This window comes from Paenibacillus sp. FSL E2-0177 (genome assembly GCF_037992975.1).
GTDB lineage: Bacteria > Bacillota > Bacilli > Paenibacillales > Paenibacillaceae > Paenibacillus_AQ > Paenibacillus_AQ odorifer.
On record NZ_CP150307.1, the window covers coordinates 6,791,041 to 6,803,630 of the forward strand.

Sequence of the window (12,590 nt, forward strand, 5' to 3'; positions counted from 1 at the left end):
GGTGTAAATTATGAAAGAAGTATTCGATTATGAAGATATTCAATTAATTCCTGCAAAATGTATCGTAAACAGCCGTTCGGAGTGTGATACATCAGTCACCCTCGGTGGGCATAAATTTAGATTGCCGGTGGTACCTGCCAACATGCAAACCATCATTGATGAGAAGATCGCTATCTCCTTGGCGCAAAATGGCTATTTCTACATTATGCATCGTTTTGAACCGGAGAAACGTACGTCTTTCATCAAAGACATGCACTCCCGTGAATTAATCGCATCCATCAGCGTCGGAGTTAAAGAAGAAGAGTATGATTTCGTCGAACAATTATCCAAAGAACAGCTGGTTCCGGAATTCATTACAATTGATATTGCACACGGCCATTCCGAAGCAGTTATTCGGATGATCAAACATATTAAACAATACCTGCCTGCTAGTTTTGTTATTGCAGGAAATGTAGGAACACCTGAAGGCGTTAGAGAATTAGAAAACGCTGGAGCTGATGCTACTAAAGTTGGGATTGGACCAGGGAAAGTATGTATCACTAAGATCAAAACTGGATTCGGTACAGGCGGCTGGCAGTTAGCTGCACTACGCTTGTGTGCCAAGGCTGCAAGCAAGCCAATTATTGCCGATGGTGGCATTCGCACACACGGTGATATTGCTAAATCCGTACGATTTGGCGCTTCTATGGTCATGATTGGTTCACTATTTGCCGGTCATGAAGAATCTCCGGGTGAAACCATTGAAATCGCTGGGAAGCTCTATAAAGAATACTTTGGCTCCGCTTCAGAATACCAAAAAGGTGAAAAGAAGAACGTCGAAGGTAAAAAAATTGCGGTTGAGCATAAAGGGGCTTTAGCAGAAACCCTAAGAGAAATGGAGCAGGATCTTCAATCCTCCATCTCTTATGCAGGTGGCAATAAATTAGAGGCTATCCGTAATGTGGATTACGTTATCGTTAAGAACTCCATTTTTAATGGAGATAAAGTCTATTAATTGAATACACAGGTGGGCAGGATGACTTAGGTCAATCTTGCTCACCTTTTTTTATGGGAACGAGTTCCACTGGCCTACTTTGGGGTAATGGTAAGAATAAACTTCTACTAGATCACAATAGAGAGGATTATCCTTATGCGGCAAGCTATGATTATTATTAACCCCTCATCCGGCAAAGAGGAAGCCAGCCAATATGTCAGATATGCAACAAGAGTTCTAAGTGATAAAGACTACTCCGTTACGATCAAGGAGACGGCAAAAGAACTAGACGCCACTCGTTATTCCATCACTGCTTGTGAGGAAGGTTATGATCTGGTGATCTCCATCGGCGGGGATGGCACGCTTCACGAGACCATTAATGGTCTTATCGATCAGGAACACCACCCAAAGTTAGGTGTGGTTCCTTTAGGAACGGCTAATGATTTCGCCCGTGCATTACAAATTCCACTGAATCCCGAAATAGCCATTCAAACCCTTGCCTCCTCAAATTTAAAAACAGTAGATATCGGTCGCTTAAATGACCGCCTATTCGGCAACGTGGTTGCTGTAGGTTCAATTGCCGGAGCATTATCCTCTGTATCCTCCGAAGATAAAACCAAACTCGGCTCATTGGCATACTTGAAAGAAGGTCTTAAACAACTTACAAGCCCTACAGCCCACCCCCTTGTCATTCACCATGATGAACAAATATGGCAAGGAGACTCCTTACTCTTTCTCGCCGTATTAACCAACTCAGTCGGCGGGTTCGAGAATCTAATACCGGATGCTGCGGTTGACGACGGTCTGCTTCATTGTTTTATTATTTTGGACCTCAGTATATTCAATACCATTACAGCCAGTATATCTTTACTGCTGGGTACCCTTAAGGATCATAAAGACGTTGTCTATTTCACAGCCCACAATGTAAGTGTAAGCTCTCCAGAAACCGTAAGAACCAATGTAGATGGCGAAGAAGGTCCAACTTTGCCTATTACGCTAAGTGTTCTCCCTCGTCATATCCAAGTCATTGTGCCAGAAGTGGACTAACAAACAAAAAGCAGTCCGGAACTCAAAAAGTTCCAGACTGCCCTTAATTTATGGACGCCCCGATCCATATCTTACTAATCAAATGACTAAGAAGTTATTTCTATTCCACTACAATAAATTTTTTGCCTAATAACCACATTCCGCCGCTAATCCCTAAGAAATAAATAGGCATCGTCAGTAATGAACCATTATGGAGAGCGCTCATTCCCCACGTCGCCAAGCTAACAAGCAAATAATAGCCCAAGCTGAATATCGCACCTGCTGTTCCTACAACATCCTGAAATTGAACAAGAGCAAGACTTAGACAATTAGGTAAAGCAATCCCTGCACCCATTAATAGGACAAACAGTGTTATTAGAATACATACGATCACTATCATATCCGGCAGCGAGTCAAGACTGCTTGCGATTGTTAATAGCAAGGCTCCGCTCGCCATTACTAGACAGCCGATATGGATTATTTTTTCTGGGGCATAGAGGGTTAATAATCTTTTGGAGATCATTGCGCCTACAATCGACGCCAAAGCCACAATAATGCCGAGAAAACCATAGACTCCTGGCGAAATCTGAAAGTGTTCAATAAATATAAAAGGAGCTTCAGCATAATAGCTGAACAAGATTCCGTTAATGCCTCCAATTAGTAACCCAAACACCAATACACGTGGCAATGCGAGCATTTTTTTGACTATAGGCAGAATAGCCACCTTTTTTCTCATGGAAACATCAGTGGTTTCTGGCAGCTTCCAAAAAGCATACATAAATAACAACACACTCATCATTACTAATGTAAAGAAAACCGCTCGAAAACCAAAAGCTTGATCCACCCATCCGCCAATTAACGGACCTACTGCGGGAGTAAAAGCAATGACCGCCGAGATTTGGGCAAACATAACATGCCGTTTATTCCCGGAGACACTCTCACGAAGAATGGTTTGGGTAATAATCGAACCTGTTGCTGCTCCAAACGCTTGTATAAACCGACTGACTAACAGCAGATGAATGGATTCTGAGTAAAAACACATCAAGCTTCCCATACCGTATACAAGAAGTCCAGCCAGCATGGCAGATCTCCGCCCGATGAAGTCAGACAACCAACCCCAGCTAAAAACTCCTAAAGCAAATCCAATAAAATATATACTTAACGTTAACTGTACAGAACTATTGGTGGCCCCAAGTGCTACTGCGATATCCGGTAACGATGGGGTGTAAATCGTCTCACTAATTTGCGGAAAAGCCACAAGAACAATCATTAAAAGTAACGATGGTGCTGCATATTTTTTCATCTTATTTTCGCCCTCCTACAAGCTTATATCCTCGAACAACTACAAGAATATGAGCCTAGCTAGGGAAATGGGGGCATCATTATAGCAAGACGACTATAGATCATCATGTTAGAAAATCACCTTTCATTGTTATGCTTTCATGGTTTTATAGGAGGGCTTACCCGAAAGATATCGGGCAAAGATTTGAGTTTCAATTATTCAACCAAAACATCATTATACACGGTAATAGAAAAGCTCTCAAACGAATCGCTTCGCCTGAGAGCTTATTTAGGTTAGGAATTTTGTTCTGATAATCCATGTATAGTTACGCCAACAGCGCTGGATTTCTTTTTGTCCTGAGAAGCATGTAGCTTTACCATCACAAATCTTGCAAACGGCTGTATCAATATACTTTCAGCGAACAGTGCAATCAGGAAATTTCTTGGCCAATTGGCTAAGAAGTGATTAAACGTTTGAGAACTCAACCCATTTCCGATAATGTCTCCAATAAACGTCATACAAAATGACATTCCTAGTACGGTGAACAAGATACGGAATAGGATTTTGGCGTTGAAGCTATCTGTTGGTTGTGTGAATGTAGCTGTCAGCTTTTCGGCAATACGGCCAATAACAACAGGCTCAATAATCATGACAATTACCCAAATGATCGGAAACACTTTAAGAATCGTTAAGGCAACCTCACCATTAAATTCTCCAACCCCTAAAATGATATTTATTGAGGACATAAACAGTACCGTCAGTGTACAAATGATTGCACCATATAATGCCCCCTCCTTGCCGTTTCTTGGTAATCTTGCTTCTTGATTCATGATGTACTTCCTTTCAAAATTGTCGGTAATAGTTTGGCGATAGTTTTTAAGGGAGTTGTGGATTTTTGCGTTAGGCACAACATCATCGCGCCTTCGATCGAAGCCGTCATCCACAATGCCATCTCGGAGGCTGATTCCTGCGAATAACCTTCAGTTACAAGCTTATCGCAGTAAATTCGTTCCATGTTCTCATAGAGCAAGCTACATGCCTGGCGAACAGGTTCACTCACCGTAGCCATTTCACTGACAATACTGCTAAAGGTATATCCGGTAATCGTGCCCTCGGTTTCTAAGTTGTGAATCAACTTGTCGATCATGGATTGTATAGCTTCTAACGTCGATGGATGCTTTTTAAAAATATCCTCAATATCTATCGTAATTGCTTCATTTAAGCCCTTTAAACAAGCAATTAATAGTTCTTCTTTTCCATTTGGAAAATGATGATAAAGCGCTCCTTTGGTCACATTACAGGCTTTTAAAATTTCATTCACGCCTACATTTTTATATCCTTTTTGCTGAAAAAGAAGTGTCGCCGTCTCAATCATTAGCGATTTTGTATCCACAATAACGTACTCCCCCTAACATACCAACCGGTCTGTTTGTTATTATAACAATATAAAAATGATTAATGTAAGTCTTTTTTGCTTTTTTTCAAAAAATATTTCATTATTTTCATTTATAACTGAAAACAGGATATGATCTAGTAAGTCTAGAAGTTAATGTGGAGTTCAAAACATAATTGTCGTTATGAATAAAAAAGAATAGGGTGTATATATGAAAAAAAACGCCTTAGTAATTATGCTGATAAGCTTGATTACTTTAATCTTTATCGCAGCTTGTAATGGTAATCAGAAAAAAGATGACTTTTTGACGCCATACCTTACTCAAGAAAATAAATCTTTTTCAATCCTAATTTTATCGGAGAACGATCGTTTTTTTGAGCAAACTAAAGAGCTTGAGGATATTTACAAGGAAAATATGACTTCTATCAGCAAAGCAGGTGTTATCAAAAAAGATTCGAAAGAGGGGGGCCGCTTAAAAGAGGATTTGAAGATCAACACTTACCCTTCATATATCCTATTGGACAATAAAAAAGTGCTGCTTATAAGCGAAAATATTGAGCAGTTTAAAACAGAGTCAAAACAAATCATAGAAGAAATTCTCAACAAATAATGCATAGACATTTAAGTGCCTACAGCAAAAAGGGCTCAGTTTCCTGAGCCCGCAAATACTTACCCTACTATGTTTTTATATCTGAAGAATTGTCCCAACACTCCACGTTTTCCAGACCCTCTATGCTATCTTTATAAAAGACAGGGTCCTTCCCTGCGCGCTTCTGGCGCTTATAATCCTGCAGGGTTGCAAAGGCCACTTTAGATAACAAAAGGATAGCGATCAAATTCACGATGACCATGAAGCCCATAAATAAATCAGCCAAGTCCCATACCAATTGAACCTTAGCTACGGAGCCAAAAATAATCATCGCCAAGACGCTGTATCTATAGAATAGTAATACTTTTTTATTGGAGTTCAAAAATTCTATATTGGTCTCACCATAATAATAATTTCCGATTAACGTACTGAAAGCAAACAACAAAATCATGATCGCTAGGGATCCAGAAGCCCACGAACCAATATGTTCGCTTAATGCCGCTTGTGTCAGCTTAATTCCATCCAGCCCTGGCTGTTTATACGCATCGGATAACAAGATAATAAAAGCAGTACTCGAACAAATAAGTAACGTGTCTGTAAGTACACCCAGCGCTTGCATCAGCCCTTGTTTCACCGGATGACTAGTTGTTGCAGTTGCCGCAGCATTCGGAGCACTACCCATTCCCGCTTCATTGGAGAATAGTCCCCGTTTCACCCCTTGCAGAATAACTGCCCCAAAAGATCCCCCCGCGATTTGTTCAAATCCGAAAGCACTTTTCACAATAAGCGCCAGAATCGCTGGTATTTCCGTAATATTAATTAACATAATAATAACAGCAGCCCCAATATAGATCCCTGCCATAACCACTACAATATACTCGGACATTCTAGCAATACGTTTAACCCCACCAAAGATAACAGCCGCAAAAGCAGCAGCGACTAGAAGTCCAAGAATCACCCGATTAGTGCCAAATGAATTCTCAAAGGCCACTGTAATCGTATTGGATTGAACTGCATTAAATACAAGACCAAAGGATAACGTGATCAAAACCGCAAATACCGCGCCCATCCAGCGTTTTTTCAGGCCTTGCTCCATATAATAGGCGGGACCCCCACGAAATCCAGTCTTGTCCTTCACTTTATACACCTGTGCCAGAGTACTTTCAATAAATCCGGACGCTGATCCAATAATAGCTATGACCCACATCCAAAAAACAGCCCCTGGTCCACCTATTGCGATAGCAATTGCGATCCCTGTAATATTCCCTGTCCCAACCCTTGCTGCCATACTGATACAGAAAGCCTGAAACGACGAAATGGAATCTTTTGACCTTTCATTGGACTCTTTAAGAACCCTAAACATTTCTTTAAACATGCTAAACTGAACAAACTTCGATCGAATGGTGAAATAAATTCCACAAACAATAAGCAGAACTACCAAAATTTTCGACCAAAGAAAGTCATTTGTTGCGCTAATCATACTATCTAACATCTGTTGCATGTAAATCCGCCTCTCCATTGTGTCGATACCCAGTTGCTGAACCTTTAGTTACATAGTATTTTCAAATATAACAGCCCTTATTTCAAAAGCCAACAAAAAAAATTAGCCAGCAACACCATACCTTACACCGGTGTGAGAGCTATTTCTCCATCTTCATCTGAGCTCACAAGCTGCTTTAGAATAATCTAGGTATTATAAAAAAATGAAAAAGCATCCGGTGGAAGAAATGTATGACTACAATGTATGCGCGTATTTATATCGTGGAGAACATTTGGTTTGATTTGATTTCAGGACGAACGAGGAACGAAGCTATAACATCAGCAGCACAACTAGTGCCCTTATTAGCCGCAAAAGATATTGAAGAAATGGCTGTCCTCTATCATGAGCTAGCCAGCAAAAATAAAATCGTTCTGGCTAGTCAAAAAGATAAGGATCCCACCGTTGTTTTGGACCATCCAACTATGGGATCGCTTGAGACATCCATTTCCGGGGTTATCTCGAATAATCATAGAGCAGATATTTTCGAGGTATTAATTAGCCACAGCTTTAAAATATTGGTACACCTGATTTAACTTCTTATCATGTTTCCCTTTTGGACTCTCCATATTCCCAAATTCGAAAAACTTCACTTTCTTGATGCCACAATATTGAAATAGTGCTTTTCTCATCAGCACTTTATGGGAATTATTCAGCCAATATAAAGGATAAAGGGTCGGCCCCTTCATGCTGGAAATGCAAACCACAGACTTTCCTTTCAGCAGCCCTTCGGGGATGAGACCACCCTTTTCTCTGTAAGCGAAATTAGAAGCAAACATTTGGTCAATATAACCGAGCAACATCGCGGGAGGACGTCCCCACCAGATTGGATACACAAACACAATTTTATCGGCCTGACGAATCTGCTCCCGATACTTCTCTAGCTTGGGATCGATATGCATGTCTCTTCTACGTTTATTTTCATTAAAGACCAGCACAGGATCAAATTGCTCTTCGTAAAGATCAAGGACCTCTATCTTCGTGATCTTTTGATTCTCATTACTTCCCTGAATGACTTTATTGAAAAAAGCATAACTTAAACTTTTATGATTCGGATGTGTATAGATGACTAAAACGTTCATTGCTCCACCTCTTTAATTATCATTTGATAACAAAATGGTATCACAACCGTTATTTAGTTGTCAAATGATAATTGTATTATGATAATTATTTTGTTAAGGTTTACAATAAGAGGTGATCCTTATGGACAAACAAGCGTTTTTTCAGAAAATTGTTACCTTTACGACAGCAGTCCATGAAGTAACATTTGACTTTACCAAAGATGTTAGACCGGAAGGCATTACGCCCGTTCAATATAGTATTCTGGAATATATTGCGGTTAGCCAGCCTGTTACCCTCAGCCAAATCAGCGATTGTAAGAATATCTCTATGCCGAATACCAGCCGTGAGCTCAAGAAATTAACAGAAAAAAACCTGTGTGAGAAGCTTGATGTCGCCGAGGACCGGCGTAAGCAAATGATTCGGCTGTCTGATGCTGGACAAGCGATGATGAACGAAGCTTTTGAACGGATCGGTGAACGTTTTCTGAACCGGATTAAAGAGGTTCCCCCAGAGGAATTAGCCGAGATTAACCATGCCCTCGATATCCTGCAATCTAAGGTGTTTAACACCCAGCAATGATCCGAGAAAAAGACAGCAGAGCAGCGGTTCCCCATTAATGGGAGCACCGCTGCTCTGGTTTTGGGTCGATGATTAGCTGACTCAAGACCGATTATTGGCTAGTTAAAGCCTAACGAAATCGAATCAGCCTCACCTTCAGCTAAATCGCCAAATCGCACTCGTCCACTGAGGCTTTCGGACCCAGATGACGTTATTGGCATGTTTTTAGCCTTTTGTGCGTAGTTTCGGACTCCAGCGACGCTATTCCTATGAATCGAGTTCATATTGGGTGTTTTTTATGCCAATAGCTGCTATGCGGTCCGTTGGCATTCCAAATATGCGAAAAAGCTACATTTAAGGTCAGCTGAGTCCGAAAGACGCTTCCCTAATAATCCCCTAATAGAAATAGGCACTCCTCTTAAGGAATGCCTTGATTTGGTTATAAGTATTCTTAGCCAGCGAAATAGACTATTTCACCAGTCCGCTGATAAAGGTCTCAAAATTGTCAGCCAAACGTGTGATTTTGTATTTGTTATCCCGATCTACATGAATAACCTCAGGTTCGCCATCATTCCCGAATTCACGGTAATCCAGCATCACCACTTCATTCTCAGAAGGACAATCACAAATCACCACGCCAACTTCAGGATAACGTCCATTTTCAATCACAGTCCGGCTGCCTGAAGCTCCACACAGCGACTTATTCTTATCTCGTCCAATTCCGAGGATACCAGAAATCGTAATAAATTCTCCTGTTCCCGGAATCGGATAACGATTGTTATGAGGAATTCCCCCATTATGTAACTTCATCATATCCACGTAGGAAGCAGGCAGCTTAAAGACCAGCTCTTCTTGTACTGAAGTAATCAATGCATCTGAAGGCGGATCAGAGATATATTCTGAGAACGCATACTCGCTGTCATCCCAGAAATTAGTGGTATCCAACGCTATTACAGGCTTCTTAGCAGGTTTGTTTACAGGCTTTTTCGCAGCTTTTTTAGCCAATTTACGTTTGATCCAGCCCAGAAACTCCAATGTGTCTTCATCATCAGGTTCCAGCTGATCGGCAATCGTAAACGCTTTTAAAGCTTCGTCATATCTTTTCAGATAATAATAAGAAACCCCGATACGGTAATGCCATAGCGGGTCACCTTCACCCTCATCTTCAATGCTCAAATACTGCTCTAAAGCCTCTTCATATTGCCCGAGATTATTAAGCGCCCTGCCCAAATGACTAGTTAGAACATAATCTCTTTCCTCTTCAGGAATTTCCGTGATTGCATCCACGATTTCTTGAAATTCATCTTCCTCATGCCATTCATCCAATTTTGCCAATAACTCATCACTCATCATTAATACCTCCTATTAACGATCACTCAAAATACCTATTAGAAATTATACCATTTCTAACCTATGCCCAGCCAATAACGCATGTCCTAGCCCTATCAATCAAAAAGCAACTTCCCTTTTTGCTGTGAAAAACAGACCGCAGCATTTATCTGCGGTCTGTTTTTCGTATACAGAAAACCATTTTAATTATGGTAACTATAATTGCTGCTTTCTATCCTGCCTTTACGACTGCATCCCGTTTTCGATCCTCTGCAGGAACTCTTCAGCGGCACTATAGCCAAGCTGCTTAAGGTACCAATTGTTCGCAGCCGCTTCGATCAGGCCAGCCACGTCGCGGCCAGGCTGAAGCTGAACTTCAATATGCGGAATTTGCACGCCAAGATAGTCTGTGAACTGGGGTTCGATTTCGAGCTCATTATTCAAGGAATTCTCCCGCCATGGTGACAACTCGATGTCGAGTACAATTCGTGTCTCTTCCTGAAAAGCTCTACGCCCGTACTGCCGTACAACATTGATCAGACCAATACTGCGCAGTGCTAGGAATTCACGGGTCGTTTCATTATGCGTGCCGAGAAGCGTCGCCGGTCCCAGCTTCTTAAGCACAACTACATCATCGGCCACAAACCGATGGCCTCTTCTAATGAGCGTGTGAGCGGTTTCGCTTTTTCCGATCCCGGACTTGCCTCTCAATAGGACACCTATGCCAGACACGTTCACACACACTCCATGAATTGAAAGTTCTGGCGCCAGCGCCTTCACCAGATAAGTATCAATCTTTGCGATGAACTCTGACGTCGTCTCTTCCGTCCGAAGTAGTGGTATACCTTCTTGGTCGCAGAATAAAGTCAAATAGGGAATCTCCTGCTGACCCGTCGTCACAATAAAACATGGGGGATGATACTTAACGATATTGCCAATATGTAACTTGCGTTGCTCAACGCTTAGCTTTAGCAGATAATTGATTTCTTTACGGCCCAATACTTGTACTCGCTTCATGGGGAAAAAGTCGAAGTAACCCACGAACTCCAGGCCAGGTCTATGTGTCTTAGAGCGAGTGATCTCGCGGTCCATGCAGCTAGCACCCGCAAGCACTTCCAGCTTAAACGTTTCCGTAAGGCTTTGAACGGTAATCGATTTCAATGTTGTTCTCCTCCTGTGGCTACGTATTTTGAATACGTAATACGGTTACCGGGATATATTCAACGACGAATAGAATGATTCCTGCAAAAGAAATAGACAGATCATGAGATATTAACAACTATGTTCCTTCAAGAAAATTAATGAGGTATATCTCCGGTTGCGTGAGAAAATCTGCAAAACTACATAAATCCGCGTACGTCTGATGTTCCACGTCGTAACAGCCTATCAGGCCTTTTTTCTTCGGATTCCACATAAGCAGCAGATCAGAGTAATTATCTATATCGGCTGACAGACGGAGCAGCTTTTGCCGGCCGATTTTTATTTCAATGGTATCAGTTAATGTGAAAAAGTCGATATATCTAATTTCATATTCATTTTGTGTTAGCTCAAGACGCAGTTTTGTTCCAGTAAGAAAGCTAACCAATTCATCAGACAATTTATATTTTCTCAGCTCAAACTTCTTATTCTCGATATCATGAAATTCAGCCGGCTCTAACGATTTCAAAAAGTCAGCCAAAGCTGTATTCTTATTGCTCACAGCAATGGTGTAAGGGCGATCGCCATCTTTTTCCGCCAAGGTAACGTCTGCGCCACGTTCAATCAAATATTGTACCATCGCTTGATTACCCATTCTTGTGGCAACTGTTAACGGAGTGGCTTGATAAGGATAGACCATATCAGAATTGTTGTAATTAATGTCCACCCCATGATCCAGTAAATAAGCAACGGTCTTAAGGTCGTGATCTGACACCGCTTTGCGTAATACAGCCCCACCATGCTGCTTAATATCTAATCCTAGCTCATGTATGAGCGGGATATTGTTTTTGTTGCCATAGTAGGCCTGCGAATATGCACCTGACTTGACCTGATTAAGCTTGTCCAGTTTGGCCCCTTGTGCTGCAATATAGCGGACGATATCTTCTTTGCAATAGCGGACCGCGAGCAAAAAAGCCGGATTATTCTTCACATTCAGATTTACCCCGTGTTGTACCAGCAGCTTTATGACATCCATTCTCTCTGATATAAGCGCCAAATCTAACGGGGTTAACGTGGTATATTTGCTAAGTACGATGCCCTCTTCAATATCCCAGCCTGCTCTAATGGCAGCCTCTAATTCCGGAATATTTCCTTTGTAAATATGCATGGCCATTTGCGGCAGTTCCTCGAACTTCCCTATATCCTTCAGACGGATCATCCATTATCCACTCCTACTTCAAGTATTATGAAGAGTATAGAGAACCGTATAGTAAAAAACAATCCAAACTAAGGATGTTGTTCTAACAAATAGTCCTCATAATGTTCAAATCGGCAAGATTATTGCTGCATTTCAAAAAAATAAAAAGAAGCTCCGTAAATTCACGAAGCTCCTGTTTACAATTTATGATGGTAAGTAAAGTTGAAGCAGCTTGCTGGTGTCAGCGAGAAAGCTGGATATATCCCTCTTTACCCTTGGATGTCCCGTCTCGCCTCTTGCTCGGCAAGAATCTCGTTATCTTCCGCGTTATCCCGCGTCACTTTCTGAACGCCAATAGCGCTATAAGAAATCAAGAGAATAACAGCTATGTAATACCCCTTTACATTTAATTCAAATGGAGCATTGTAAAGGCCAATAAAAAACATCGCATACCCGATAATCAAACCCACAAAAGCCATAATTGTGAAGGCCCCTGTGTTTCTCAT

General features: G+C 41.3%; 14 protein-coding genes. 5 read left to right on the plus strand and 9 right to left on the minus strand.

Annotation, left to right across the window (positions count from 1 at the left end; all coding sequences use genetic code 11):
* The first annotated feature begins 10 nt into the window (after positions 1-10).
* Both guaC and MHI25_RS30220 read left to right on the plus strand, forming a co-directional pair.
* Positions 11-994 (plus strand): GMP reductase, encoded by a 984-nt coding sequence (gene guaC / locus MHI25_RS30215; protein WP_036682307.1) that lies wholly within the window; start codon positions 11-13, stop codon positions 992-994.
* Between the two features lie 135 nt (positions 995-1,129).
* On the plus strand, positions 1,130-2,020 hold the full coding sequence (locus MHI25_RS30220) for a diacylglycerol kinase family protein (RefSeq protein WP_340394748.1): 891 nt from the start codon (positions 1,130-1,132) through the stop codon (positions 2,018-2,020).
* A 100-nt stretch (positions 2,021-2,120) separates the two neighbouring features.
* On the opposite strand, the gene MHI25_RS30225 is transcribed toward MHI25_RS30220, so the two are convergent.
* From MHI25_RS30225 to MHI25_RS30235, 3 genes are all read right to left on the minus strand, one after another.
* The gene (locus MHI25_RS30225) at positions 2,121-3,302 is read right to left on the minus strand and encodes a multidrug effflux MFS transporter (protein WP_076301518.1); all 1,182 of its coding nucleotides are present in this window, start codon (positions 3,300-3,302) and stop codon (positions 2,121-2,123) included.
* A gap of 272 nt (positions 3,303-3,574) precedes the next feature.
* Positions 3,575-4,111, minus strand: coding sequence for a DUF2798 domain-containing protein (locus MHI25_RS30230; RefSeq protein ID WP_036682312.1), 537 nt, complete (start codon positions 4,109-4,111; stop codon positions 3,575-3,577).
* Positions 4,108-4,674 carry a TetR/AcrR family transcriptional regulator gene (locus tag MHI25_RS30235; RefSeq protein WP_076301519.1) on the minus strand — a complete coding sequence of 189 codons (567 nt, stop codon included), beginning with the start codon at positions 4,672-4,674 and terminating at the stop codon, positions 4,108-4,110. The genes MHI25_RS30230 and MHI25_RS30235 overlap by 4 nt, the downstream gene beginning before the upstream one ends.
* 211 nt (positions 4,675-4,885) lie before the next feature.
* On the opposite strand from MHI25_RS30235, the gene MHI25_RS30240 reads away from it, so the two are divergent.
* Positions 4,886-5,284, plus strand: coding sequence for a hypothetical protein (locus MHI25_RS30240; protein ID WP_340011631.1), 399 nt, complete (start codon positions 4,886-4,888; stop codon positions 5,282-5,284).
* Between the two features lie 67 nt (positions 5,285-5,351).
* On the opposite strand, the gene MHI25_RS30245 is transcribed toward MHI25_RS30240, so the two are convergent.
* On the minus strand, positions 5,352-6,764 hold the full coding sequence (locus MHI25_RS30245) for an alanine/glycine:cation symporter family protein (protein ID WP_340394749.1): 1,413 nt from the start codon (positions 6,762-6,764) through the stop codon (positions 5,352-5,354).
* A gap of 230 nt (positions 6,765-6,994) precedes the next feature.
* On the opposite strand from MHI25_RS30245, the gene MHI25_RS30250 reads away from it, so the two are divergent.
* Entirely contained in the window at positions 6,995-7,336 is a 342-nt protein-coding gene (locus MHI25_RS30250) for a hypothetical protein (RefSeq protein WP_339170520.1), read from the plus strand.
* On the opposite strand, the gene MHI25_RS30255 is transcribed toward MHI25_RS30250, so the two are convergent.
* On the minus strand, positions 7,295-7,882 hold the full coding sequence (locus MHI25_RS30255) for an NAD(P)H-dependent oxidoreductase (protein WP_036682318.1): 588 nt from the start codon (positions 7,880-7,882) through the stop codon (positions 7,295-7,297). The two genes, MHI25_RS30250 and MHI25_RS30255, sit on opposite strands and share 42 nt — an antisense overlap.
* A 121-nt stretch (positions 7,883-8,003) precedes the next feature.
* Between MHI25_RS30255 and MHI25_RS30260 the strand changes: the two genes are divergently transcribed.
* On the plus strand, positions 8,004-8,441 hold the full coding sequence (locus MHI25_RS30260) for a MarR family transcriptional regulator (RefSeq protein ID WP_076124207.1): 438 nt from the start codon (positions 8,004-8,006) through the stop codon (positions 8,439-8,441).
* Between the two features lie 447 nt (positions 8,442-8,888).
* Here MHI25_RS30260 and MHI25_RS30265 read toward each other — a convergent pair whose 3' ends face one another.
* The 4 genes from MHI25_RS30265 to MHI25_RS30280 form a co-directional block, all read right to left on the minus strand.
* Positions 8,889-9,770 (minus strand): SMI1/KNR4 family protein, encoded by an 882-nt coding sequence (locus MHI25_RS30265; RefSeq protein ID WP_076124209.1) that lies wholly within the window; start codon positions 9,768-9,770, stop codon positions 8,889-8,891.
* Between the two features lie 222 nt (positions 9,771-9,992).
* Complete coding sequence (gene hprK / locus MHI25_RS30270) at positions 9,993-10,910, minus strand: HPr(Ser) kinase/phosphatase (RefSeq protein WP_036682323.1); 918 nt, start codon at positions 10,908-10,910, stop codon at positions 9,993-9,995.
* A gap of 118 nt (positions 10,911-11,028) precedes the next feature.
* Entirely contained in the window at positions 11,029-12,105 is a 1,077-nt protein-coding gene (locus tag MHI25_RS30275; protein ID WP_076124213.1) for an ankyrin repeat domain-containing protein, read from the minus strand.
* Positions 12,106-12,353: 248 nt separating this feature from the next.
* A complete protein-coding gene (locus MHI25_RS30280) occupies positions 12,354-12,590 on the minus strand; it encodes a YiaA/YiaB family inner membrane protein (RefSeq protein WP_305953524.1) in 237 nt (78 codons plus the stop codon).

Bases quoted from the DNA above. Each gene is read 5' to 3' on its own strand.
- guaC (WP_036682307.1), top strand. From the start codon at position 11: ATGAAAGAAGTATTCGATTATGAAGATATTCAATTAATTCCTGCAAAA.
- MHI25_RS30220 (WP_340394748.1), top strand. From the start codon at position 1,130: ATGCGGCAAGCTATGATTATTATTAACCCCTCATCCGGCAAAGAGGAA.
- MHI25_RS30225 (WP_076301518.1), bottom strand. From the start codon at position 3,302: ATGAAAAAATATGCAGCACCATCGTTACTTTTAATGATTGTTCTTGTG.
- MHI25_RS30230 (WP_036682312.1), bottom strand. From the start codon at position 4,111: ATGAATCAAGAAGCAAGATTACCAAGAAACGGCAAGGAGGGGGCATTA.
- MHI25_RS30240 (WP_340011631.1), top strand. From the start codon at position 4,886: ATGAAAAAAAACGCCTTAGTAATTATGCTGATAAGCTTGATTACTTTA.
- MHI25_RS30245 (WP_340394749.1), bottom strand. From the start codon at position 6,764: ATGCAACAGATGTTAGATAGTATGATTAGCGCAACAAATGACTTTCTT.
- MHI25_RS30250 (WP_339170520.1), top strand. From the start codon at position 6,995: ATGACTACAATGTATGCGCGTATTTATATCGTGGAGAACATTTGGTTT.
- MHI25_RS30255 (WP_036682318.1), bottom strand. From the start codon at position 7,882: ATGAACGTTTTAGTCATCTATACACATCCGAATCATAAAAGTTTAAGT.
- MHI25_RS30260 (WP_076124207.1), top strand. From the start codon at position 8,004: ATGGACAAACAAGCGTTTTTTCAGAAAATTGTTACCTTTACGACAGCA.
- MHI25_RS30265 (WP_076124209.1), bottom strand. From the start codon at position 9,770: ATGAGTGATGAGTTATTGGCAAAATTGGATGAATGGCATGAGGAAGAT.
- MHI25_RS30275 (WP_076124213.1), bottom strand. From the start codon at position 12,105: ATGATCCGTCTGAAGGATATAGGGAAGTTCGAGGAACTGCCGCAAATG.
- MHI25_RS30280 (WP_305953524.1), bottom strand. From the start codon at position 12,590: ATGAGAAACACAGGGGCCTTCACAATTATGGCTTTTGTGGGTTTGATT.